Origin of the sequence: Planctomyces sp. SH-PL14 (genome assembly GCF_001610835.1) — a bacterium.
Lineage (GTDB): Bacteria > Planctomycetota > Planctomycetia > Planctomycetales > Planctomycetaceae > Planctomyces_A.
Genome location: NZ_CP011270.1, coordinates 1,380,598 through 1,404,939 on the forward strand (window position 1 = coordinate 1,380,598; position 24,342 = coordinate 1,404,939).

Annotated in this window: 22 protein-coding genes; 4 read left to right on the plus strand and 18 right to left on the minus strand. The window is 67.2% G+C overall.

The annotated features are described in order from the left end of the window. Positions 1 to 96: 96 nt before the first annotated feature. The 13 genes from VT03_RS05435 to VT03_RS05495 form a co-directional block, all read right to left on the minus strand. The gene (locus tag VT03_RS05435; RefSeq protein ID WP_075092049.1) at positions 97 to 1,371 is read right to left on the minus strand and encodes a serine/threonine-protein kinase; all 1,275 of its coding nucleotides are present in this window, start codon (positions 1,369 to 1,371) and stop codon (positions 97 to 99) included. Between the two features lie 307 nt (positions 1,372 to 1,678). Beyond that, a complete protein-coding gene (locus VT03_RS05440; protein WP_156514309.1) occupies positions 1,679 to 2,533 on the minus strand; it encodes a spherulation-specific family 4 protein in 855 nt (284 codons plus the stop codon). Between the two features lie 489 nt (positions 2,534 to 3,022). Next, the gene (locus tag VT03_RS05445) at positions 3,023 to 3,421 is read right to left on the minus strand and encodes a bifunctional nuclease family protein (RefSeq protein ID WP_075096946.1); all 399 of its coding nucleotides are present in this window, start codon (positions 3,419 to 3,421) and stop codon (positions 3,023 to 3,025) included. Between the two features lie 438 nt (positions 3,422 to 3,859). Then, complete coding sequence (locus tag VT03_RS05450) at positions 3,860 to 4,714, minus strand: carbon-nitrogen hydrolase family protein (RefSeq protein ID WP_075092051.1); 855 nt, start codon at positions 4,712 to 4,714, stop codon at positions 3,860 to 3,862. A 64-nt stretch (positions 4,715 to 4,778) separates the two neighbouring features. Next, complete coding sequence (locus tag VT03_RS05455) at positions 4,779 to 5,234, minus strand: bis(5'-nucleosyl)-tetraphosphatase (protein ID WP_075092052.1); 456 nt, start codon at positions 5,232 to 5,234, stop codon at positions 4,779 to 4,781. 309 nt (positions 5,235 to 5,543) lie between these two features. After that, entirely contained in the window at positions 5,544 to 6,785 is a 1,242-nt protein-coding gene (locus tag VT03_RS05460; protein WP_075092053.1) for an NADH-quinone oxidoreductase subunit D, read from the minus strand. 143 nt (positions 6,786 to 6,928) lie between these two features. Beyond that, positions 6,929 to 7,459 carry an NADH-quinone oxidoreductase subunit C gene (locus tag VT03_RS05465; RefSeq protein WP_075092054.1) on the minus strand — a complete coding sequence of 177 codons (531 nt, stop codon included), beginning with the start codon at positions 7,457 to 7,459 and terminating at the stop codon, positions 6,929 to 6,931. Positions 7,460 to 7,534: 75 nt separating this feature from the next. After that, positions 7,535 to 8,125, minus strand: coding sequence for an NADH-quinone oxidoreductase subunit A (locus VT03_RS05470; RefSeq protein ID WP_075092055.1), 591 nt, complete (start codon positions 8,123 to 8,125; stop codon positions 7,535 to 7,537). Between the two features lie 98 nt (positions 8,126 to 8,223). Further along, positions 8,224 to 8,673, minus strand: coding sequence for a DUF2203 domain-containing protein (locus VT03_RS05475; RefSeq protein ID WP_075092056.1), 450 nt, complete (start codon positions 8,671 to 8,673; stop codon positions 8,224 to 8,226). A gap of 31 nt (positions 8,674 to 8,704) precedes the next feature. Beyond that, positions 8,705 to 9,268: a NuoI/complex I 23 kDa subunit family protein gene (locus tag VT03_RS05480; protein WP_075092057.1), complete on the minus strand. Its 564-nt coding sequence runs from the start codon at positions 9,266 to 9,268 to the stop codon at positions 8,705 to 8,707. A 143-nt stretch (positions 9,269 to 9,411) separates the two neighbouring features. Continuing rightward, on the minus strand, positions 9,412 to 12,957 hold the full coding sequence (locus VT03_RS05485; protein ID WP_075092058.1) for a hypothetical protein: 3,546 nt from the start codon (positions 12,955 to 12,957) through the stop codon (positions 9,412 to 9,414). Positions 12,958 to 13,228: 271 nt separating this feature from the next. Continuing rightward, a complete protein-coding gene (locus tag VT03_RS05490) occupies positions 13,229 to 13,567 on the minus strand; it encodes a hypothetical protein (RefSeq protein ID WP_075092059.1) in 339 nt (112 codons plus the stop codon). Between the two features lie 174 nt (positions 13,568 to 13,741). Further along, positions 13,742 to 14,008, minus strand: coding sequence for a GlsB/YeaQ/YmgE family stress response membrane protein (locus VT03_RS05495; RefSeq protein ID WP_075092060.1), 267 nt, complete (start codon positions 14,006 to 14,008; stop codon positions 13,742 to 13,744). A gap of 376 nt (positions 14,009 to 14,384) precedes the next feature. Between VT03_RS05495 and VT03_RS05500 the strand changes: the two genes are divergently transcribed. After that, a complete protein-coding gene (locus VT03_RS05500) occupies positions 14,385 to 14,825 on the plus strand; it encodes a hypothetical protein (RefSeq protein WP_197489206.1) in 441 nt (146 codons plus the stop codon). Positions 14,826 to 15,234: 409 nt separating this feature from the next. Here the strand turns inward: VT03_RS05500 and VT03_RS05505 are convergent, their stop codons facing one another. The 3 genes from VT03_RS05505 to VT03_RS05515 form a co-directional block, all read right to left on the minus strand. Next, the gene (locus tag VT03_RS05505) at positions 15,235 to 17,310 is read right to left on the minus strand and encodes a hypothetical protein (RefSeq protein WP_075092062.1); all 2,076 of its coding nucleotides are present in this window, start codon (positions 17,308 to 17,310) and stop codon (positions 15,235 to 15,237) included. A gap of 122 nt (positions 17,311 to 17,432) precedes the next feature. Next, positions 17,433 to 17,747, minus strand: coding sequence for a hypothetical protein (locus VT03_RS05510; RefSeq protein ID WP_075092063.1), 315 nt, complete (start codon positions 17,745 to 17,747; stop codon positions 17,433 to 17,435). A gap of 504 nt (positions 17,748 to 18,251) precedes the next feature. Further along, positions 18,252 to 18,710 (minus strand): hypothetical protein, encoded by a 459-nt coding sequence (locus VT03_RS05515; RefSeq protein WP_075092064.1) that lies wholly within the window; start codon positions 18,708 to 18,710, stop codon positions 18,252 to 18,254. Positions 18,711 to 19,380: 670 nt separating this feature from the next. Here VT03_RS05515 and VT03_RS05520 point away from each other — a divergent pair. Further along, positions 19,381 to 20,349 (plus strand): Ldh family oxidoreductase, encoded by a 969-nt coding sequence (locus VT03_RS05520; RefSeq protein ID WP_075092065.1) that lies wholly within the window; start codon positions 19,381 to 19,383, stop codon positions 20,347 to 20,349. Positions 20,350 to 20,387: 38 nt separating this feature from the next. Next, the gene (locus VT03_RS05525; RefSeq protein ID WP_075092066.1) at positions 20,388 to 21,734 is read left to right on the plus strand and encodes a Gfo/Idh/MocA family protein; all 1,347 of its coding nucleotides are present in this window, start codon (positions 20,388 to 20,390) and stop codon (positions 21,732 to 21,734) included. A gap of 87 nt (positions 21,735 to 21,821) precedes the next feature. Here VT03_RS05525 and VT03_RS34955 read toward each other — a convergent pair whose 3' ends face one another. After that, positions 21,822 to 21,950, minus strand: coding sequence for a hypothetical protein (locus tag VT03_RS34955; RefSeq protein WP_255378554.1), 129 nt, complete (start codon positions 21,948 to 21,950; stop codon positions 21,822 to 21,824). Here VT03_RS34955 and VT03_RS05530 point away from each other — a divergent pair. Continuing rightward, positions 21,949 to 22,521, plus strand: coding sequence for a hypothetical protein (locus VT03_RS05530; RefSeq protein WP_075092067.1), 573 nt, complete (start codon positions 21,949 to 21,951; stop codon positions 22,519 to 22,521). The two genes, VT03_RS34955 and VT03_RS05530, sit on opposite strands and share 2 nt — an antisense overlap. Positions 22,522 to 22,547: 26 nt before the next feature. Here the strand turns inward: VT03_RS05530 and VT03_RS05535 are convergent, their stop codons facing one another. Continuing rightward, the gene (locus VT03_RS05535; protein WP_075092068.1) at positions 22,548 to 24,203 is read right to left on the minus strand and encodes an alkaline phosphatase; all 1,656 of its coding nucleotides are present in this window, start codon (positions 24,201 to 24,203) and stop codon (positions 22,548 to 22,550) included. Positions 24,204 to 24,342: the final 139 nt, after the last annotated feature.

Genomic DNA, 24,342 nt, shown 5'->3' on the forward strand with positions numbered 1-24,342 from the left:
TTTCCATCCCGTGCTCCCGTGGCATCCATGTCCACGACGGAACTGTCCGGCCGACCCGGGGGTTTTCACTCGCTGCCGACTCGGTCGGCCGGTCCGTTATCCGAGGAAGACCTTGAGCGTCAGGGCCGCCCCCGCGGCCACGGTCAGGAACTGCAGCAGATGCGTCGCGATCACAGTGGCCATGCGGGGTCGGTAAAACGCGGCACAGTTCCGGTCGCTCCGCCGCCACTCCGGATCGCGCGTTGAACAGGCCAGGAGCCGCGGGTCCCGCCCACGGCGGCGGTCGCTGCGGGCCTCGTCACGCAGGTCCATCCGACAGCGGGCGAGGCGGTCGGCGACCTCCCGCGCCGTCTGAGGCCGGTCCGCCGGCCACTTCTGATGGAGATCGGAGATCAGCCTCGCCAGCGCATCCGGAACGTCCGCGCGGTGGCTGTGAATCGGAGCGGCCGGTTCGTCGGCGACCCGCTTCAGGACGGCGGCGGCGGTCGGCGCGGCAAACGGCGGGTGGCCGCTGCAGAGGGCGTACAGCACGCTCCCCAGGCTGAAGAGGTCTACGCGCTGGTCGAGCGCATCGCCGCGGACCTGCTCGGGGGACATGTAGAGCGGCGTCCCCAGGATGATTCCGCTCTGCGTCAGGCTCGTGTCGTCGACCGCCCGCGCGAGGCCGAAGTCCGTGATCCGGGCCCGTCGCTCCCCCTGATGCTCCACGAGGATGTTGGCCGGTTTGACGTCGCGGTGGATGACCCCCTTGGCATGGGCCGCGGCGAGGCCGGTGGCCATCTGGTGTCCGTACCGGAGGACGTCGTGGATCGGGAGCGGACCCGATTCCTCGAGCATGTCCTGCAGCGTCCGGCCGGGAACGAACTCCATGACCAGGTAGGGGTACGGGTTCTCGCCGACGCCATGGATCCCGACGATGTGCGGATGTCGGACCGCCGCCGCCGTCCGGGCCTCGCGGACGAACCGCCGTCGCGACGGGCAGTCCGGGGGGAGGTCCGGGTTCAGGACCTTGATCGCCACGTAGCGGCGGAGAGGCGTGTCGAACGCCTTGAGGACGACCCCGAAGGCGCCCCGCCCGAGAACTCCCATGACCTCAAAGTGTGCGAGACGTCCCAGGGAATTCTCGAGGCGTCCGGGGGCGAGCCGATCCAGGAGCCGGGTGACGCGGTCCTGCGAACAGTCATCCGGCGAAACGCCCCCCCAGACCGCCGGCAGCGCGGAGAGCCCGCCGGGTTGAGGCCGCCGCATGTGTCCCGAGGTCGCGAGCGTGCTGACGCCGCCGGACAGGGCGTGGTCCGTATCCGGGATGGGAAGGAACGAGCCGCATACCGGCCCGTCCAGCGTTGAATACTCCATCGCTTTCGGGGACATGGGAACTTCTCCAGCTTAGAAGTCCATAGGGGAACCAGTCCGGCAGCGCGTGCGCTGCCTGGACGGAAGGGACGCCATGGGCGGAACCTCTCCGCAGTGCGGACGGTCCGCGCGCTCGTTTGCCCGACTTCCCGCGTAAACTCCGTCAGTCCTCAATCAACTCCGTGGGCACGGATGTCGGTCACGTCGACCGCCCGAAACTGCCCTCCACGAGTGATATACGTCGCCGTTGAGCGAACCTTAACGGAGCGTCCAATTCGTAAGGTTCGGCGGTTCGTCTCTTGCGGGAGCCGCGAGGCTGGCCAAGTCAGCGGGCCAGCTCTTCGCACATCGCTTCCATGTGGCGGGAGAGCGTGTCCCAGGGGTTTTCCTCCCCCTCTCGTCCTGGCCGATAGGGATCCTCTGTGACGTAGACCCAGCGGGCGTAGCGGCGGACGACGTGAAGCGAGTTCTTGTCGAACCGCGTCGTCGAGTGCACGAGCACCGCCCGCGTCCATGGCGGAAAATCGCCGTAGCCGCCGGGGCGGTCCCCCTGAATCCTCCGTTCCTCGGGCCACGTTTCGCCTTCATGGACGACGAAGCAGTCCGCGGCTTCGGCGGCAAAGAACCGGCCGGGGGTGTCCGTTCCGGGATTGGCGACGATGGGCCAGAACCCGGACCGCTCGCCGGCTTCCTTCAGGGAGAGCTGGAAATCGACCGCGGCGTCGCGGTCCTCGTAGTTCATCTCGTCGAAGAACAGGCCGTGGACGCGGGGGTAGAACGCGACCCAGCGTTCGATGTCCTCCTGGATCTCTTCGGCGGGGCGCTTGGCGTAGTCCGTCGAGACGTAGCCGATGACGGTGCATCCGGCGCCGATGAGGCGGTCGATGGCCCGTGTGTAGTTGGGGTCGACGCGGGTGCCGGGCCCCGAGGCGGGGTTGACGATGACGCGGAACGGAACAGTCTCGTAGCGGCGTTTGAGGTCGATGAGGCGGTTGTAGGCCGGGTGGGTCTCGATGTCTGCGGGGTAGATGTACAGCGGGATCAGGAGGCCGGTCCGCTGCTGGGCGGCGGATTCGAACTGGCGGTTCCGCAGTCGGCGGGCGGCGGCGGTTCCTTCTTCCTGGGCGGGCAGCGTGAGGGGAAAGAGGAGGGCGAGCAGCAGCCACACGGATCGGAACATCGTCACGGAGCAACTCCAGGAGATCGCGGACACCTGAGCGTCATGAGATCGTAGTCGACGGCGGGAGCGAGGACGACCAGTTGGGACGGTCTCGTCGAACGCCGTCCTCGCCAGCACGGCTCTGCCTGCTCAAACCCATTGTGCGACGGCAGCCGGGGTCAAGGAGGCCGAAAAACAACACCGGCCCCCTCGCCGCCGGAGGCGCTTCCGTGAGGAACCGTTGTCTGTAACGGGCGTCCCCTTGGTGAAACCGGCGTTGAGGACTCCACGCTCGGTCTGCAGTCCCTGCGGGTTGGTAAGGGGGCATCCGGCACGTTGTCCGAGCCTGGACGCTCACTTCTTCAGACATCTCTCGACGGCCAAGCCTCCGGCGGGCAAAGGGGCGTTGCCCCTCTGCACTCCCCACCAGGGTGCCCCTGGACCCGGTCGATTAGCAGCGTTGAGGGACGGATCGGAGACCTTGACTCACCACTCGAACTGCGCACTCAACTAGCTCACTTGCGAGAGGACATCCTCGTCGACGTAGATCGGGAGATGCGGTTCATAATGCACCGCCAGAGCGATCGCGTCGCTCGGCCGGCAGTCAATCTCGTGCAGCTCCCCTCGATGCCGCACACGGATCGCGGCATAGTACGTATGCTCGACCAGCCGCGTGATCACCACGTCCTCCGCCTCCGCCCCCAGCTCCTCGATCACCGATTTGACCAGGTCATGCGTGAGAGGACGCGGCGGTACGTTCCCCTGCACCCGGCGGTCGATGCTCGTCGCCTCGAAGATCCCGATCAGGATCGGGAACGAACGGCCGCCATCCACCTCTTTGAGGAAAACCACCTGCTGATCGTTGATCTCGCTGATGATGATCCGGGCGAGCTGCATCTCGACAAGCACGTCGAACTCCACGGCGAAGGCGGGACAGGGGCGTTGTGAAAGTATATTCGCCCCCTTCGCCCCGGCAATCGGTCGAGTGACGGCGATGTATTCGCCACCTGGTGGTCAGCACGCGGCTCCACCGGGTCCAGGGGCACCCTGGTGGGGAGTGCAGAGGGGCAACGCCCCTTTGCCCGCCGGAGGCCTGGCCGTCGAGAGATGTCTGAAGGAGTGAGCGTCCGAGCGCGGACAACGTGTCGTATGCCCCTCACCAACCCGCGGGGATTGCAAAGCGAGCGGTGGAGTCCTCAACGCCGGTCCCACAAGGGGGACATCCGTCGTTCACCACGGTTCCTCATGGAGGTGCCTCCGGCGGCAAGGGGGCGAGGCCCCCTTGACCCCAGCGACCGTGGCACGTTGGGTTTGAGCTAAGAGAGCCCGTCCGGCAAGGTCATTTCTCTACCGGTGCAAGTCGCGCGGCATCGTCAGCGAATGCGGCTCCGTCAGCAGCCCGTAAAACTCCGGCCGGCGGTCGGCAAGACGGTCGATCTCGTGCTTGTCCGGCACACGGATGATCCGCTTCTGCCGGGACCGCGCCGGGTCAATCTCGGCGTAAAGAATCGTCGGCTCAGCGTCGTTGCTCGCCGCCAGGGTCTCGCCGGTCGGCCCGCAAATGCTGCTGAGACCGATGAACCGGACGCCCCGCTCGACGCCGACCCGGTTGACCGCGACGAAATAGACGGCGTTCTCCAAGGCCCGCGTCGGAATCGCGTGGCGGGCCGTCGTCTCCGCCCCCGGAGGCCAGTTCGTCGGCAGCGCGATCAGGTCCGCCCCAAGGAGCGTCTGCACGCGGCTCGCCTCGGGGAACGCCGCGTCGTAACAGATCTGCATTCCGAGGTTGAGACCGCCCATGGTGTGAACCGCCAGCGGCTCGTCCCCGTGGGTCGTCAGCATGTCGACCCCCAGATACGGCAGATGCACCTTGCGGTAACGGGCCAGCACTCCGCCGGGACCGATCAGCACGGCGACGTTGAACAGCCGATCCTCGTCCCGCTCCAGCCCCCCGACGACAGCATGCGTTCCCAGCTCCCGGCAGACCGCCGCCAGGGCGAAGGTCGACGGCCCCGGCATCGTTTCCGCGGCCTCCTGGGCCTCCTCCCGGCTGCCGAAGCAGTACCCGGAGATCGCGCACTCCGGAAAAATCGTCAGCTCGGCTCCGCCGCGGTGCGTCTCCCGCAGGACGTCGCTCATCCGCGCGACGTTCGCGGCAGGCTCGGAGATCCGGATATCGATCTGGGCGCCGGCAATCTTCATGGGAAGAACCTGGTGTTCGTCGAAAGGAGCGATGGCCCCGGGCGCCGGGGCTACCCGCCGCGGATCACTTCTTGTTCCCCTTGCTCGCGGTCGGCGGACTTCCGGGAACGAGATGCTTCTGGACCGCCGCCAGGAGCGGATCGATCGTGAAGTCCTGGATGCGGTGCGGCGGCTTCCACTTGAACCACTTGTAGCCGTCGTGCTCCGTCAGCTTGATCGTCGGATCCCCTTCGATCCAGCCCAGGTAGATCACGAGGGTCTTGAGCTGCCGCTTGCCGTCCGTCCGGGCGTACTTGACGTAGTACTGCTGCGTGTAGCGGAAGTCCGGGTCGAGGCGGATCGCCTCCTTGGCGATGCCCGTTTCCTCCCACGTCTCCCGCAGGGCGCATTCGAGTTCGGTCTCGCCGTCGTCGATGTGCCCCTTCGGAAGGTCCCACCGCTTGGGATGCTTCATCAGCAGGAAGTCGGAGAGGGGATTCCCGCGAACGATCAGAATTCCGCAGGACTTCAGTTCCGGCACCTCGCGTCCCTCCCGCGGCCGAAGCGCGGACGCGACATCCGGGAACGTTCGGAAACGGCTCCTGTTTCCGCACGCGACGCCCCGTCCCCGCGACCGATCCGGCCTTACGCTGTGGACTTCGGACTATGCAGGTCGAGCGCGCGTCTGTCCAGTTGCGGCGCGGTCGAACTTGGGGATTGTCCGGAAGTCAGCCTTGCGACTGCGGCGACCGGAAAGGAGCGACCGAACAGGAGAGCCCGGCCCAGCCCGGACAGCCGCCGCAACCGGTGCCTTGCGCACGCGGCCGCGGCCAGGCCCGAAGTCCGCCGGTCAGCGGTCGATCTCGCCCATCACGATGTCGAGCGAGCCGACGATCGCGGGGATGTCGGCGATCAGGACGCCGGTGCAGAGAGGCCCCGTCACTGAGAGGTTGCAGAAGCAGGAGCTCTTGGCCCGGGCCCGGAGCGGCTCCGGCTGGCCGTCGCCGACAATGTAGAACCCCATCTGGCCCCGGGGGCACTCGGTCTCCAGGTACGCTTCGTCGACCGGAAGCTTCTGCGTCATCTTGTACGGGACGCGGTGCGTGCCGGCGGCCGCGGGGTACTTGGCGATCCCCTGCCGAACGAGCCGGATCGACTGGACCACTTCCATCATCCGGACGTAGAACCGGCACCAGTTGTCGCCGAGGATCGCCTCGGGCGGGGCGTCCTTGAACGGAGCGACCGGGATCTCGAACTGGAACCCGTCGTACATCCGGGTGTAGATCTTCTCGCCGTCGCGGCGGAGGTCGAAATCGACGCCGCTTCCGCGAAGGACAGGGCCCGTGCAGCCGTAGCCGATCGCCATCTCCCGCGGCAGGATCCCGATGCCGGCGGTCCGCTTGATGAAGATCGAGTTGCGGGTCAGCAGCGTGTGGTACTCGACGATCCGCTTCTCGAGCCACTCGAGGAACATCAGGCAGGCGTCGATCCAGGAGAGCTGCAGGTTGGGGCTCTTGCCGGTCAGCGACGCGAGGCCGGGGGGGATCGTGATCGTCTTCGGCAGGTCGTGCGTCACGCCACCGATTGTGATGTAGCTGTAGGTGAGCCGGGCGCCGCAGACCTCTTCGAAGAGGTCGAGGACGATCTCCCGCTCGCGGAAGGCGTACAGGAACGGGCTGAACGAGCCGAGGTCGAGCCCGTACGCCCCCATCCCGACGAGATGGCTGGCGATGCGGTTCATCTCACCGATGATGAGCCGCAGGACCATCGCCTTCTCGGGGACTTCCATCCCGATCAGCTTCTCGAAGACGAGCGCCTGACCGAGGTTCATGTTCATCGCGGCCAGATAGTCCATCCGGTCGCTGTAGGGAATCCACTGCGGCCCGGTGAGGTTCTCGCCGATCTTCTCCGCGCAGCGATGCAGGTAGCCGATGTGCGGCGTCACTTCATGGACGATTTCGCCGTCGGTCCGCAGCAGGAGCCGGAGCACGCCGTGGGTGCTGGGGTGCTGCGGCCCCATGTTGACGAGCATCTCGTCCGTCCGGACGTCGAACTCGATCACACGCTGGTCGTCGATTTCGGCAAGGCTCATGGCTTCCTTCGCTGCGCTTCGGAAGAAGGATCAAGTATCAGGTTTCAAGTATCAAAACGGGCCGGATCCAACCTCTGACTGATACTGGATACCTGGCACCTGATACTTCTGCATCACCGTGGTTCGGAACAAATGTCCCGGTCCTAACCCCTCATCCCGTGGTATTCCTTCGGGAACACGTAGTCTTTCCGCAGGGGATGCCCCTCCCAGTCCTCCACGCACAGGATGCGGACGAGGTTGGGATGGCCGACGAAGCGGATCCCCATCAGGTCATAGGCTTCCCGCTCGTGCCAGTTGGCGATCGGCCAGATGTCCGAGACGGTCGAGACTTCCGGGAGCTGTCCCGTCTGGTCCCCCTTCCACCGCGGCAGCTTCACCTTGATGACGCAGGAGTGCTTCTGGTTGTAGCTGTAGAGGTGGTAGACAACCTCGAGGTGCGGAGTGTACGGAAAGTTCTTGGCGAGCTTGGCGTCCGGCTCGAGATAGTCGACGCCGGTCAGGTCGCACAGGTGGTCGAGCTGAAGCTGCGGGTCGTCCCGCAGGAAGAGGCCGACTTCATGGATCGCCGACGGGGCGACTTCGATCCACGGATCCTTGGCCGCCTCGTGGACCGTGACGATGCGCTCCGACCCGAAGGTGTTGGTGAGCCGCTCGAAGATCTGCTGAATCGTCATGGGGCTGGAGCCAGAGTGCGAGGGGGGCCGCTTTCCGAGTTCGACGGCAGCCGGCGGGCCGGCGAAGAGGAGACGCTACGACGCGGTGGTGGCGGCCGCCGCCGCGGGCTTCTGCTCAAGGGCCGGGATCGGCATCGTCGGCCGGGCGCGAGCTGCGTTCTGACGGGCCTGTTCGACCATGGCCCGCACCCAGTCGAGGTCGCCCCGCTTCCAGACGTAGGCGAAGCCGAGGACCAGGACCCCGAAGAAGACGGCGATGTCCAGGAAGCCGAGCTTGGCGATCGTGTGGGCGTCCACGGCGGAGATCACGGTGTCGGCGGTCGTCGTGCCGGGGGGGAGGTCGAGGAGCCGGTCCGTCAGGTTCGAGCGGACGACGGGCGGGAGCGAGGTGTCGGCGAGCTGCGTCGCTCCGCCGAAGATCAGGGCCCAGGGGAAGAAGAAGGCGACTTCGACGTCGAAGATGATGAACAGCAGGGCGACGACGTAGAACCGGACGTCGAACTGGATGTAGCTGGAGCCGATCGCCGGCTCGCCGCACTCGTAGGGAGCGTCCTTTTCTTCGGTCGGCAGGCTGGGCCGGACGAAGTAGCCGATCAGGAGCGGCAGAAGCACGAGCGTCGAGCCGGCCAGGATCGACAGCAGGAAGTGGATATTGAGGTCTGTCATGAGCGCGTCGTGCTTTTAGGACCTGAGGCTGGTCGGTTCCGGGGACAGGCCCCGCGTCACGTGCTGATCCCGCCTTACGTGCTGATCATCGAGGCGGATCAATGTTCCGCCCGCTCCAGGAGGCTGTGCCGGCCCGAGTAGCCGGCGTCCAGTTCGTGCCAGAATTCCACTTCGTTCTCGCCGTGCCGCCAGCAGAGGTACACCTCGCGGCCATCCATCATCGACCGGAAGTCGACGAGGCCCATCAGCGGATCCTTGAGCTCGACCCCGATCCGGCGGAGTTCCTCGACGAAGCCCCGGATGCGTTCGACGTCTGCCTCCAGCTCGTCCTCCATCTGCTGGACTTCTTCGGAGTAGGCGTCGCTCGTCTTGCGGCCCGCGCCGCGGCGACCGCGGATTTCCCGGAGCCGATCCTGCCGGTCTTTCACGTCCTGGGAGAGGGTGACAATGTCCGCCACGACCGCCTTCACGAGCGGGAGGGTGCTGTTCGCCTGAGCGACAGTGAAAAACTTTCGGGCAGCGTTGGGAGGTGGAGGCGTGGCAGTCATGGGACTCTCGAAATCGGCACCGTGTTTCCAGCTAATGATCTTCCGGGGCGGCGAACTCGTACGGAGAGGCTTCCCCTTTGACCCAGACCGGCTGGTGGAGCACCTTTGATTCCGCAACGGCCGTGGGATTGAGAGTCGCCTGCCCCCACGCCACTTCCAGCGGGACCTTGGCATAGTCCACGATACACCCGTCGCGGCTGAAACAGCTCAGGTCGTGGTTGGAGCCCATGAAGATGCAGTCCACCGGGCATGGTTCGACGCAGAGCGCGCAAAACATGCACTTGGTGTAGTCGATCGTGAACCCGTCGATGCGGAAGCCCTTGCCGACGGGGCTCTTGACCTTGTCGATGTAGATGCAGTCCACCGGACAGGCCGCGGCGCACTTCTCACAACCGATGCAGGTCGTGAGGTCAAAGCGGTGGAACCCGCGGTATCGAGCCTTCACGGGGACCGGCGTCTCCGGGTACTCGTAGATCTCAGCGAACGTCTTCCGCCGGTACGTCGCGAACATCGTCCCGAGCGTGACCCACAGTCCTTCCAGGACGGTCGTCACGGCCACATAGATGTTGCGGAGCCACTCACCAAATCCGCTCATGCCGTCCTCGCGCGAAGTCGAACTCAGGCCAAGCCAACCCTTTACGCAGTCCAATTCCGATTATAGGTGGGGGGCAGGTCGTCGCAACCAAGCCGGCTCGAACTCCCGATTGTGAGACACTTTCGAGCAGCGGCGGTTCGTCGTCAGTTCCCGGCCGGAGCCGCCTTCGGGGCTTTTTCCTCGGGCTCCGCATCGAAGGGGGCCGCCCCGCCCGCCCTACCTTGTCCGCGTTGAATCAGGTCTGCCGCCAGCCGCGCCAGCTCGTTCTGCTGCCGGACGAGCTGCCGGAGCTCCTCAGCCGCGATCTGCGCCTCGGGGCCGCCGGCGTTCTTTCGCTGAAGGAGCTCGGTCGTCGTTTCGAGGAGCTGTTCCTGCATCGACTTCAGCAGTTTCAGTTCGGCAATCAGAACGAGCCGGTCCCCCGACTCCTCCGGCGACTCTCCGCCCGGCTTCGCTCCCCCCGGGGAATTCGAGGCGACATCTGGCTCCGAGGGAGCGAACGCCTTCGCCACGGCCCGGAGCCGGCCCGCGATCTGCGTCTGCCGCCGCTGCGTCTCGGCGTCGACCGTCCGCTGCTCGAGCCGCGAGCCGATATCGGCAATCCCTGAGACAGCCTCCTGAAACGCCATTTCCAGCACCGTCTGGCCGGCCACGTCTGGAACCATCTGCTGGACCTCGTTGCCCAGTTCCTTCTGTGACTCGCGGATCCGCTGCAGCGTCCGCAGTTCCGTTCGGGAGAGGCGTCCCTCTGCCGACTGCTGTTCGTGGAGCTTGGCCGTCTCGTCGCGAACCCCCTCCTGCCGGACCGCCAGCGCCTCAACCCGGGCGGCCAGGTTCTTCAAGCGGTCCGCCGCCTCCTGAAGCCGGGCCCGCGCCTCCTGCCGGGCGAGCTCCCGCTCCGTCTGGAGCAGGTCGTCGAGCGCTTCCCGCTGCTGCTGGCTCGCCTCTCCGGAGTCCTGCTTGTCGAGCGCGTCGGCGGCCCCCTGCATCCGATCCGCGCTCCGCTGCGCCGAAGCGGCCGGCTGCGACTGGTTCCGTTTCTGAAGCCGGCGGGCCAGTTCCTCGGTCCGGTCCTGCAGCTCCGCCTGACGCTTGCTCAATCGCTGGAGCGTTTCCTCCCGTTCGGCGGGCGATCCCTTGGCGGAAGCCTCTTCCGCCTGTTTGCGAAGCTCGTCCTGTTCCGACCGCAGTCCCGCCGCTTCCTCGCGGCTCTGCGCCAGGGCTTTGCTCAGATTCTCCCCGGAGGCGGACTCCGTCCCGGCAAGCCGCTCGTTCCATTTCCGGAGCGTCTCGACGACCTCCTCCTGAAGCTCGCCGGCCCGCTGCACGCGGTTGGCTTGAAGGAGCGAGGCGATCTGTTGCATCTTTCCCGCCGCGCCGGCAACGTCGGTTTTCTTTTCTCCAGCGGCCGATTGCTCTCCCCCTGCGGCATCCCGCCGGTCGCCGCTCGCTCCGGAAGCCTCCGGTCCCGAGGGAGGATCCTTTTCCGAGGTCTGCGACGCCTTGATCGCGGAGTCGAGAGCCCGGACGTCATCCGCCAGCCGCGCCTGCCGGTTGGCGAGCCGCTCGAGCGTCGCCCGGTCCTGGGCCGACAGCTCGTCGACGGAGCGGGAGAGAGTCTGGCCGGCGAGTTGCCGCGTGTCGTCGAGGAGTTTCTGCTGGGCGTCGGCCGCTCCCGCGACCTTGGAACGCAGGTCCTCCTGGGCTCCCCATTCGCCGATCCGGCGGAGCAGGCCGTCGAGCGTAGAAACAATCCGGTCCTGCTCCGTCCCGATCTTCTCGAACCGTTCGGTCATCGCGCCGGAGCTCGGGGCGGAGTTTTCGGCCTCGCGCTGCAACTGCCCAAGGTTCGCCTCGACCGCCGCGGCCGCGCTCCCGTCGAGACGCTCGATCTCCTCCCGCAGCGCCGGAAGGGGATCGGTCCCCGGTTCCGGAGCGAGCCCGTTCTGCTCGCCATCGCGAACGATTTCCCCCAGTTGCTGGAGCGCGCCCCGCCGCGGATCCGTCAGTCCGCTCCGGACCTCGGCCTGGGCCATCGCGGACCGGGCCAGTTCGGCCCGGTCCGCGTCGGACAGGGCCCCCGTCCCCTTCCACTGGCTCTCCAGATCCCGCACTTGGTCCCGGATCCCCTTCTGAAGGGATCGGGTCTGCCGCAGTGCCTCGGCCACCCCCGCCCGCCGACGGGTGAGCTCGTTCCGCTTCTCGTCCGGCGTGACGACTATGATCCGCCGCGGCGCGCTGCGGGCGACGTGTGCCCCCTTCCCCGGCCCCTCGTAAAGGTCGCGGGCCTGGGCGCGGATGGTCCATTCGTCCCCCGGATTCGCCTGGAGCGTCCCCAGGTCGACCTCGATATCCGACTGAACGGTTCGAGCCAGGGCCGCGACCGCGGGACCGGGGAGCGTGCGATCGGTCGTTCCGTCGGCGGGGCTCAGGACGAGGTCGACGTCCGCGAGCCCGAGGTCATCCGTCGCTTCGATCCGGACCGGAATGCGGGCGGTCGGCACGACCCGGAGGTCGGTCTCCGGCTGGAGGATCAGGACGGCGGGAGGACGATCGAGGGCGCCGCGGATCTCGTATCGCGGCGGCGCGGCATGCCGCAGCCCCTGGGTGTCGACGAGTTCCAGCCAGTAGGAGCTCCGTTCAGCCCCGGTGATCTCGAACGAGGCCCGGATCGTCCGGCCGTCGGGCTCCATCTCGAGCCGCGCCGTCGGCTGACGTCCCAGATGGAGCGACGCCTTCTCGAGCGGTCCGTTCGCGACGGCGATCAGGTCGACTCGCGACCCGACGAGCCCCTGCACATGTCCGACACCGCTTGTCGTTGTCTCGGGCTTGAGACCGGAATAGGGGGGCGGAGTGACGGTGATCTGGAACGACTCGACGGCGGGGGGCGTGGCGACATCGACGACCAGCGGAGGGAGCCGGTCGTCGTCCCCCCCGCTCACCTGGATCCGGAGCGGGCCCGACTGCGGGAGGAGGCTGACGACCCCCACCGTCTGGGCCTGTCCCGCGTCGTCCCGCAGGTCCGACTGGGGGAGGAGCGTTTCGGTGACCGAACCGTCGGGAAACTCGATCTTCGAGATCAGCCGTTCCGGCAGCCGGCGGTTCCGTTCCGTGACGTAGACCGTGAGCGTTTCGCCCTTGGCGACCCGCCACGCCGCGGCGGGGTCGATCGGCCCGAAGCCGGCGTCGCGGAACTCGAGGGTGAACCGCCGCGGCCACTCGATCGACCGCCACGGCGTTGCAAGCCGGGACAGGGCCAGGCCCACATCCCCCGGATTCCAGAGGGTCAGGCCGGCGAGGAGAGCGCAGGCCGCAGCGGCCCACAGCCAGCTCGACCGGATCGCCCGCCCGTTGACGAGGCCGTCCCCCGCCGAACTCGGGAAGTGCTCGACCGTCTGCGCAACAAGCTCCCGCTCCAGCGGCGTCAGGGGACGAGCACCCGCCTGCGTGAACTGCACGGCGCTGGCCAGATCGCCCGAGAGCGAATCGGAGTTCCGCTCCAGCAGCAGCGCCAGATCGACGTCGCTGAGGTCCGACCTCCAGGGCCGAGAGACGTTCCACCAGACGAGCCAGACCGTGGAAGCGATTATCGCCAGCAGCGCCGCGCCCCGCAGGGCGGACGAATTCAGATGGGCCGTCCGGTCCAGCAGGACCCACACCGCCAGTTCTGTCGCAAGAACGGCGATCACAATCGCCAGTCCCCGCGCCGCGGCAGATCGTCGAATCCTTAGGCGAATCCCGTCGAGAGGAAGCCGGAACGGTGCCGGATCAGGTGAAATCGAACCGAAGCGGTCGGCGTCACCGCTCAACAGCGAGCCGTGCGCGAGCGGACTTTCCGGGCCGTTTCTCGGAGAGGTGTTCACATGGCCATTGTTTGTCTCGTCAGCGGCAATTGCAACGCGAGTCCGCGGCGGAGGCGGGCAGCCCGCCGCGGTCGGTCACTCCGCGAGAACGGGACGCTCACTGGAGCGACGTCGACCGGGAGGCGGTTTTCCGGTCTCCCTCGACCGTTCGCTCCTGGGTCTTTTCCCTCGTCCGGCGTGGGCGACGACCTCTGAGGATTGCCCCGGCGCTGATGACCGCGGCCGTGCCGATGATGGCGGAGCAAACCCATGCCGTGATGGCGACACGTTCCGAGGCGGAAAAGATCGAGGTCACGGCGGCTGCGGCGGAGACACCGATCGGGACCAGCGCCCCGGCGATCATGACCGGCTGCGGATCGACCTGCGGGCTTCGTCGCTCCTGCACGACGGTCTCATCGGCCGCAGGGGCCACGTACGATTTGCGAGTGTCGACCACGAGAACCTCCTTCGGGTCGGGGCGGGAGGGAAGGGGGGGGGGGGAGAAAACGGAAGCTCACGCGGAGTGAGGGGTCGCGGAGGAGGAGATCGGACGTCTCGCCTCGTTCGCGGCTCCGTCACTCGACGTGAGCTCAATCCGCCATTCAGAGTTTGGAGTCGCAGGCCTCGGACCTCAGATCCGCTGCCGGCTTCCCATCGAAAGGGCGATCAGCAGCACAACGACTGCCCCGGCGATGGACATCAGCATCCCCGACGGCTGAAGGGGATCTCCCCCGCGGATCAGGTAGTGCACGAATCCACCGGCGAACGAGCCGGCGATCCCCAGGGCGATCGTCGAGCCGAGACCGATTGCCTGACGACCGGGAACGAGGAGCCGACCGAGGGCCCCCGCGATGAGTCCGAAGAAAATCCAGCCGATGACTGCCATGATCGTGTTCATTGCCGCTGCACCCGTTGAGGACTGAAGAGATTCGCGAAGGACCGTCTTCGCGTGACGTGGGCAGAAAGCAGGTCCCGTGCCGAACTGCGGACTTCCAGTCGACTCCCAAGCCGGTGCCGGCGTCGTAAATCCAAAGGAAATCATTGGTTGCCAACTCGCGGTGGAGTTACCCGGAACAACCACCGAAGTGATGCAAAGCGGAAAGTCCGAAGATGCCATCCCAGGCTGATCGCCCGTCGATCAGGTTTCTCCGTGCACCGGCGTCCGGTATCGTCCGGGCCCTCCGTTCGGTCCCCCGTCGCGCCGCGCGGCGTCGCCTCATCAACCCGGTCGTGCCTTGGAAGAAACTGCCTACCACGAATCCGGACACGCCTTCATGGCGACGTACCTCGGGGCCAAGGTCCGTTCCGTGACGATCGATCCGGACCGGGACGACGGGCCGGAGCGGCACGGCGACACCCAGGTCCTCTGGCGGCGCTCGCGGATGTCCGAGCGGGAGTATTACGAGAAGGCGATCCAGGTGATCCTGGCGGGTCCCGTCGCCGAGATGCTCTACACCGGCGACGCCTATCACCCGGGCTTCGTGGCCGAGTGGGCCGCCGACTGGCGGCTCGCCTGGGAACTCGCGGCGACGCTGGCCCCAGACGAGCGAAAGCGGCTGGAGCTGTTGGAAACGATCACGCTTCGGCTGCACCGGCTCCTCGATTCCGAGCCGAACTGGTCCGCCGTCGCGGCTCTTGCCGATCATCTCCTGGCCCACGAGACGCTCGAAACGGAAGAGGTCCGGGAGATCGTCGGCGAATGGCTACGCCACTGATGACCTCGGGAACCACAGAGACAGGGAGGAGGAAGAGGGGCCACAGATGAACACGGATGGACACAGATAATAGGGGGAACGCGGATATCGAAGCCTCGCCGCCGAGTCCTCGGTTTCCTAAGCCTTTGAATTTTGAAACACGGAGGCGCAGAGGACACAGAGAGTTAAAAGGCCGAGAGAGCACCGGGCCGTGGGAGTCGCATCGCGGCTTTATCTGCGTCCATCTGTGTTTATCTGTGGCTCCCCTCCCTCGCCCTGACAACGCTCCACGACCGTCTGCTTCCCTCTCAGTGTCCTCTGTGTCTCTGTGTTTCAATCCTCTTCCGCCTCTGGGCAGGCGCAAAAAAGCAGGCGGGAGACCTCGTCGATCTCCCGCCTGTCGCAGTCGGCCACAATCACAACGCGCGGGTTACCGCTGCGTCGGGATCGGGGCTTCCGAGAGCGTCCCGATCGAGTTCTCCGGCGCGATCTCGAGGGGAACCGGATTGCTCGCCGCACCGTCGCCGCGGACGACGAGGACTTCGGCGTTCAGGGCCGAGTTCACGTCGACGTCGGGAACGGTGAGCTGAATCCCCAGGTCGTACCACCCGCGGATTTCCGCCGGGTGTTCCTTGCCATCGACCACGACCATCACTTCGCCCGGCTCGGGGCCGAAGCCTTCACCGGCCAGCGAGATGACCGACCCCGGAGCGGCCGCGGTGACGTTCGTGGAGAACGCCGCCGGGTCGACCTGGTAGATCTCGCCGCGGGCCAGGATCGTCCCGTTGTTCTCTTCGCTCGCTTCCTTCAGCGCGTTGCGGCTGTCGACAACGGCGTGGAGGAACTCGAACGGAACACGGTCCTGCTGGTCGTTGGTGACGAGCTGGTTGGCTTCTTCGGGAAGCCGGATGTCGACGGCGATCGTGTCGTTCGCCGGGACTTCCGGAACATGGACCCCCGCCTGCACGACCTGATCGGACAGCTTCTCGTTCGCCGAAGCGAACAGGGTCACGTCGATCGGATCGCGGACGTCGGCGTCGGCGTTGTTCCGCAGCCAGACGCGATACCGCGGTCCCAGGTGTTCATCCGGGTGTCCAGGATCGACGAACCGGACCGCCAGGAGCTGGAGGTCCGAGCCGGTCGAAACCGGAACCGCCGGAACATCCACCCACGTCCCGGAGGCGACGACCGGAAGGTCCTGCCAGACCGGGTAGCTGTCGTAGACCGTCACGAGCGGAGCCTGATCGTAGTAGTACGGCCGGACGGCGAACGGCCGCGGATCGTAGATCGGCAGCACGTTGTTCCAGAACGACCACGCGACCCACGGGCTCCACTGCGGCGCCCAGGCGTAGGAGGGGTACCACGTCGGACCGGGGTACCAGGCGCTGAACGCCGACTGCGTGTAGCCGGGGAAGATCGGTCCGACGAAGCGGTTCCGCCATCCCCCGCCGGTCACGAGCGTGTTGTTCAGCTGCAACTGCCGGGCGATATCCCCCTGCGTCGCGAGGCTGAACTGCCGGCCGAGGTTGAGCCGCTGTCCAAAGCGCGTCTGGGCCAGCGGTGCGAAGTCATTATTGCGGGCGCGGAGCTGGAACCGTCCGGAGACGCGATCGAGCGGAAGCGCCTGGAGTCGCGCATTTCCATCGACGTTCCCCAGCCGGGAGAACGCCTGCTGAAGCTGCGCCTCGCTCCGGACATTGCCGAGGTCGCGCATCGCCGCACCGACGGTGGCGTCGTTCTGCAGCCGCTGCGGGTCGATCTGGACCTGCCGCACGGGGCGGTTCGCCGTGTCACCCGGATCGCGGGGACGGGTCAGTCCCGGCGGAACGTTGTCCAGGTTTCCCCGGGCGGCGTCGCGGGCCTGATTGGCGGCATCGCGGGCCCGTCCCGTGGTGTCCCGCGCCCGATCGGCGGCGTCGCGAGCGCGGTCCGGAATCGCTCCCGGACGGTTCGGATCGGTTGCCCGATCAGCGGCATCGCGGGCTCGATCCGCGGCATCTCGCGCCCGGTCCGGAATGGAGCCGGGACGGTTCGGGTCGGTCGCCCGACCGGCAGCATCGCGGGCCCGGTCGGCGGCGTCCCGTGCCCGGTCCGGAACGGAGCCGGGACGGGTGGGATCGGTGGCGCGATCGGCGGCGTCGCGAGCCCGGTCGGGAATCGACCCCGGGCGGTTCGGATCGGCCGCGCGACCGGCGGCGTCTCGCGCCCGATCAGCCGCTCGGCCGGGGCGCGGTGCCTCGTCCATCCGGTTCCCCGGCGTGTCGCGACCGGCATCCGGAACGATCGGCTTGCGAGTCTCGATCGACTGTCCGCCGGCACCCGGCGCGTTGTCGCGTCCCGGAGTGCGGGGCGTGTTCAGATTCGGGTCGAGCGGGCGCTGTCCGCGCGGCGCGTCGGTCGACGGATTGCGCGGGGGAGTGGCTCCCGGAACATTGTCCGGTCGCGGTGTCCGCGGCGGAGTGACGTTCGGCGTGCTGTCGCCACGGGGGGCGCGGGGCGGAGTCACGTTCGGCGTGCTGTCGCCACGGGGGGGGCGGGGCGGAGTCACGTTCGGCGTGCTGTCACCACGGGGGGCGCGGGGCGGCGTCACGTTGGGGGTGCTGTCACCACGAGGCGCCCGCGGGGGCGTCACGCTCGGCGGTGCGCCTCCTGCCCGGGGAGCATCGCCTCCGGCGCGAGGCGGCGGTGTCGGGGCCGATGGAGCCCCCCCGCCACGCGGAACGGAGGGGACGGACGGAGCCGCTCCCCCTCGCGGAACCGATGGCGCGGCGGGCGCGCCCCCGCCACGCGGCGCGGACGGAGCCGCTGGTGCTCCTCCGCCTCGAGGCGGAGACGGAATGTTGCCTCCTCCGCCCGGCCCTGGGCCGGCGTTCCCGCGGCCTCCACCTTCACCCCCTCCACGTCCCGGACGATCTTGTGATTGGGCCGTCCCGGCGACTGCAACGGCGGCAGCGACGAGCACAGCCCACATGGACCGCTTCATTGGATTCCCCCCTGATAAGTCTGCAGCAGAATGTCCGATGATTGCCGCGCTCGCGCACAGACCTACGGAAGCGGGATGAGCCAACGGCCCAAAAACAGCGAAGCCGGGCGCCTCGATCCGCCAGGAGCAACGTCAAGACGTTCTCCTGACCGGTCGGGAAGTCGGCTTCGCTGGTCAATCGAGTTGGCAGACTCCGATTGCAAGTCGCATTCCGGTTCGGCGATTCGCGAAAGATCGGCTGGCATTCAGCGACGGTTTCTTGAGCAGCGATAAGCAGAACGGTCGATTTTCTCGCCGGACCTGCTAACGGAGGTTTGAAGGTCCTGTTTGCTGTCCGGATCCACGCCCGAAAGCGTTTGATCGACTGGCGTTCAACACGACGCCACGCGCTTCACCGTTTGCGCAGTAAGAATCCGGTTAGAGAAGCGGTGGGCCCTTAACGAGATCGTTCGCCGGCGGGCGTTCTATGGCTGCCGCATCCGGATCGCTTCCTGGCGGTAGCGTTCGCCGGTCTCGTGGTCGTACGTCTCATGCTCGTGCGTCAGCTTCACGCCGCCATGTCGCGCGCGGCAGCGGTAGCAGACGAGGACGTCCGGCATGACGACAAAGAGAACCATGTCGGCCGCGGCAAAGGCCATCAGAATTCCGAGTGCCCAGACCGGCTCGTGGTAGTACCACGCGATGCTGCTGAGGATCGCTCCGGCGGCCACGCAAAGGACTCCCACGCTCTGTGGGAAGTCCTTCTGTCGCCAGAGGTCGGGGCTGTCGCACACGAGGCATCGCACGGGAGCGTCGTCGACGATGAGTTCCTTCGGGACGGGACGTTGCCAGCCGCACTGCGCGCAGCGCAGCTCTCCCCCTTCGGAGGGGAGATGGTCGAGAACGGGCTGCTCGCAGGCAGGACAGGCGCAGCGGACGTGCATGGGGTGATTGTCGCGACTGGTTTGGTGGGTTGGCCAGTCGTCCGGCGCGAGTCTCAGGACGTGGAATCGTCGGGCGTCCAAGGTGTCTCACCGGCCGACCGGGTCCAGGGGCACCCTGGTGGGGGATGCAGAGGGGCCTGAGTTGTTTTTTTGGCCCTTTGCCCGCCGGAGGCCCGTCTCGTACGGCTCATTCTGAAGGAGCACTTGTCCAAGCGCCGACCACGTGCCGTATGCCCCCCCTCACCAACCCGCGGGGATTGCAAAGCAAGCGGTGAGGTGTGAGGGAGTCCTCAACGCTGGTCCCACAAGGCGGACGTCCGTTGCTTACCGCGGTTCCTCATGGAAGCGCCTCCGGCGGCAAGGGGTGACCCCCTTGACCCCGGCTGCCGTGGCACGTCGGGTTTGAGCTATGAGAGCCGCGCCGGCAGGAACTTGGTTCGAGCCGGCCCGCCGTACGGCAATCCGAACCCGTTCCCCCCTTGTCCACAGAACACCCCCTTGCCGATAATTCCGCTGCGGCACGCGGGGCGACGCAACATTTCGGGAATCGGTCCCGCAAGGACCGAAACACGACTCCACTCCCCCCGGGAGCGGACATGATTCCCGTGGATCGATTCCGACCGCGTGTTCCTCACCCCGGCCTCGCCCGCCACGCGACACCGAGTCCACCATGAGCCTTCTCTCCCCTTCGTGCACCGCCGCCGCTCCCCCCCCGGAGCACGTCGCCGTTCCCGTTCAGGGAGTCCGCGACCTGGCCGTCCGGCTCCTCGTGGCCCGCAGCGTCTTCGAGTTCGACGCCGGGACCGTCGCCCAGCGGATGATCGAAGCGGACCAGTTCGGACTGCCGCAGGCGGGAATCGCAACCCTTCCCGGCACTCTCGACTGCATGGCGGCCGGAGATGTCGACCCCCGCGCCCGCGTCCTCACGCTCCAGGAAACGCCCGCCATCGCCGTCCTGGACGGCAGCCGCGCCCTGGGACAGGTCGCCATGACCAAAGCGGTCCAGGTCGCCGCCGCAAAAGCCCGCCAGATCGGCACCGCCACCGTCGCCGTCAGCAACAGCCAGGCGATCGGGGCCCCCAGCCTCTACACCCGGCTCGCCGTGGCCGAAGGGTTCATCGCTTTCTGCACAACCAGCACCGGCGGCGCAACCGTCGCCCCCTGCGGCTGCCAGGAACCGGGAACCGCCAGCCACCCGCTCTCCTGGGCGATCCCCACCAAGCACGGTCCGGTCGTCACCGAGGGAACGACCTGCGAGCTGATCGACGAGGATCCCGAAGGGAACATGCTCGGGTTCGGACTCTCGTTCGTCATGTCGGTCCTGGCCGGGCCCCTCTCCGCGGGCCGGATGCCGCTCCACAAGACCCGCACCGCCTCGGCGGACGGTTCCCAGCACTTCCTCTACCTCATCGATCCCAACCACTTTGCGGACATGATGCGGTTCGAGCGGGAAGTCGGGATGACGACGGCGGAGCTGAAGTCGCTTCCCCCCGCCCCCGGCATCGATCGGGTCCGCCTCCCCGGTGAGCGAGAAGCCGAACGGGCCCGGCAGTGGCAGGAGACGATTCCGCTCGCTCCCGAGACGGTCGCCGAACTTCGCCGCCGGGCGGAGGAGAAAAAGATCGCTATCGATTGGTAGACTCCGATGCATCCAAGTCCCCTCACACGAGGTTCTTTGTGGTGCATCGTCAGTCCCGCCGCCGTTTTCTTGCTACCTCTGCCGCTCTGACCGGAGCCGCCCTCTGGCCCTCCGTCGGCCGGTCTCAGTCTCCCAATGAAAAACTCCGGATCGCCGTGATCGCCTGCGGCGGGCGAGGGGGGGCGAACCTCCAGGGCGTCGGCGGGGAGTCGATCGTCGCCCTCTGCGACGTGAACGCGAACGCCCTGGGAGCCGCGGGGGAAAAGCATCCGAGCGCCCGGAAGTTCACCGACTTCCGCAAGCTGTACGACGCGCTCGGCGACAACGACTTCGACGCGGTCGTGGTCAGCACGCCGGAGCACACGCACGCCTTCGCGACGCTTCCGGCTCTCAAGCGCAAGAAGCACGTCTACTGCGAAAAGCCGCTGACCCACAACGTGAAGGAGGCCCGGCTCATCACGGAGACGGCCAAAACCGCCGGGGTCGCGACCCAGATGGGGACGCAGATCCACGCCACGGACAACTACCGCCGCGTCGTCGAGCTGATCCGGGCCGGGACGATCGGTTCCGTGAAAGAGTGCCACGTCTGGGTCGGGCGGGCCTGGGGCCGGCAGTCGGAAGAGGACGCCAGGAAGAACCACGACATCGTGTGGGTCATGGATCGGCCGACCGAGACGTCGCCGATCCCGGCGGAACTCGACTGGGACCTGTGGCTCGGCCCCGCTCCGTCCCGCCCCTTCAACTCGGTCTACTTCCCCGGCCCCAAGTGGTACCGCTGGTGGGATTTCGCGAACGGGACGATGTCCGACCTCGGAAGCCACTGGATCGACCTGCCGTTCTGGGCGCTCGATCTCGACGCGCCGAAGACGATCGAAGCCTCCGGCCCGCCGCCGCATTCGGAGCTGGCCCCGGCCTCAATGAAAGCGGTGTACGAGTACGCCGCCCGCGGAAGCCGCGGACCGCTGACGCTGACGTGGTATCAAGGGGCGATGAAGCCCGAGCGGTGGGAGAAGAAGGAGATCCCGCAGTGGGACAGCGGTGTCCTGTTCGTGGGGGATAAGGGGATGCTCCTCTCCGACTACGGAAAGAACCTCCTCCTCCCGCTCGCAGGGAAGGACCTGCCGGCGCTCCCCGAGATCAAGGACCGGATTCCCCCGTCGATCGGCCACTACGCCGAGTGGATCCATGCCTGCAAGACCGGCGCACCGACAACGTGCCACTTCGGCTACAGCGGCCCGCTCACGGAGGCGAACCACCTCGGCAACGTCGCCTACCGGGCGGGGAAGAAGATCGAGTGGGACGCCAAGGGAATGCGGATCCCGAACGCTCCTGAGGCGGAGCAGTACCTCGGCCGCGAGTACCGCAAGGGGTGGTCGCTCACCTGAGCGGCGCGGCAGCTTTCGCCGAAGAACGGCCGTTTTCCGTCGGGAGCGGCCGTCAGAGCCTGTCCGCTCAGGCGTCGTCTCTTCGTCCTACTGCGTTTCGAGGTAAGGTCTCGCCCGCTCCGCGCTGCCGGCCATTTCCGGGCGACGGAGCAGGACGAGGCCCGAGATGACTCGACTCTGGATCGCGATCGCTTCGATCGGAATGAGCGGCTGCATGTCACTCGCCTCCGGCAGCGGTCCGCAGGTCACCCGCGCCTGCTCGCCGGAGCAGGCGGCCACGCTCCCCGAGGGAGCCCGCGTCGAGCTGACGAAGACGTGGAATGAGTTCGGCCTCGTCACCGAGCGGCAGTATCGCACCCAGCGGGTCGGCACCGTCCTGAAGTCGAGTCCCGAGGGTGTGGCCCTGATCAACTGCACCGTGGAACAGCGGGCCGGTCTCGGCGGTATCAACCGGCAGCTCAACCGGATCCCGTACATCAGCCGGCTGTTCCGCAACACGGGCGTCGCCGCCTTCACGGTTCCGGTCGTCTGGATTCCGCTGGACGAAATCGGAGACGTCCGCGTCGTCGAGCCGCCGCCGGCGGACTACGCCCCCGTCGACCTCACGATCGAGACCGTTTCCCGCCCCGGGCCCCAATTCGAAGCGATCGGAGTCGACTTTGATTTCGCCACGGGAGAGGTGTCGACCTCCGTGGTGCCGGTCGCGCCAGCGACTGAACAACCGGTCGTCCGGCGACCTGCCCCACCGTCGCAGGGCGAGTCGGCCGGACGACAGAGCCTCGACTGACGCTCGATCGATCTCCAATCGAGGGACTACCGCTTCGCCGTCATCGCCGGCTTGATCAGCAGCGCCGGGTTGTCGAGGAACAGGTAGTGGCCATGGTCGGCGGTGACGATCACCAGCGACTCGTTCCAGTTGCTGTTCTTCTCGACCCAATCGGTCGCCGCCTTGACCGCCGCGTCACCGGAGAAGACCGCGCCGATCGAGCTGTCGATGTTGTTGTCGTGGTTCGCCCAGTCGACGTCCCCCGCTTCGATCATCAGCCAGAAGCCCTTCGGATTGGCCGAGAGGACGCTGATGGCCGCTTTCGTCATGTCGGTCAGCGTCGGGTTCTCGACGAGGTCCCCCTTGGTGTACTCCTCCGGGTTCTTCTTCTTCCGGCCGACCGCCGGGGTGTAGTCCCCGTTGGCGGTCGCGAACGGGAGGTGCATCGTCGAGGCGACGCCGTAGAAGCCCAGCAGGCGGTGGTGCCCTTCCCGCGCACTCTCGGCGGCGGCGGCCAGCCCTCGTGAACCGGCGACTCCCTCGGTCCGCTCGGCGACGACGTATCGCCCGCCGTTGCGGACATCGGCCGCGGCCATGTCCTTGTCCGTCAGGTAGGCGTTCCCCGGAACGAAGTTCTTCCCTCCGCCGCTGTCCTCCTTGCGGGTCGCCCCCCATCCGGTCCCGATCAGGACGTCGAGCCCATTAAGCGGCTTCTCCGGATGACTGATCGACGGGAGGCCGATCAGGTCCCGGGTGATGTCCTGGTAGTCGTCCCGGTGGACGTTGTGGGCCATGGCGGCAGCGGGAGTGGCGTGGCTGATCGGCACGCTCGTCACCGCGCCGGCTCCCATGCCGCGGTCCTGGGCGATCATGGCGATCGTCCGCAGCGGCTGCCCGGTCGGGTCGACGTTCACGGCGTTGTTATAGGACTTGATCCCCGTCGTCATGTTGCTGGCCGAGCAGGACGAGTCGGTATAGGCGTGGAGGTCGGAGCCCAGCTTCGGGCCGGAGATGAGGTAGTCGATGTCGGTCGGGCTGTCCCAGCAGAACTTTCCTCCCCGCTCGGCGCAGTAGCCGCCCCGAAGGGTGCCGCCGGGGTTCTTGACCGTCTGGGTGTCGACGTCGACGTCGGTCCCGTTGTTGTGGGGGCTGGTGACCATCATGGCGAACTGCGTGTTTCCGCCCGCCTGGTAGTCCTGAAAGTGGAGGCCGGTCCCGCGGCCCGACTCGTACTTGACCGCGCCCGTCCTGGCGATCGCGGCGGCCCGCGTCGTCTGCCAGTCCATCCCGTCGAAGATGATGAGGAAGACGTGCTTCTTCCCCGCGTCCAGGGCCGCCTTCTGGATGTCGAAGAGGTTCGTCTGGTCCATGTAGTCCGCCTCGGGATTGAGGGTCCGCGGCGGGAGGTAGCCGTAGAGACGGCGGATCGCGCTCTCGTCCCGGTAGGGGCTGTGCGCGCCGGTATAGGTCTCCAGGTCGACGCCCGCCGCCGAGCCGCGGGTGCCGAAGGCGTACACGGGGATCAGGCGGTTGGAGTGGGTCGCCCAGGCGGTGTAGTTCTTCCTGTCGTTCCCCCAGTGACCGAAGTCCGCCGCCCCCTTTTCGACCGCCTGCGTCTGGAGGTCGAACCAGTAGTCGCCGGCGAAGGATGTCGCCGCTCCGGCGAAGAGCGCCAGGCCGGACAGAACGAGATTGCGGAACATGGAGATGAGTCCTTTGCTTGCCCCGCGGGTGTGCGGAGGAGCGAGGCGGGCGAGGGAGGCATGGGAAGGGGGACGGGCTGCCGGGATCGAGGCCGTCGCGTCCGGGAGGAGGCTTTATGGTGAACTGCCCCATTCCGCG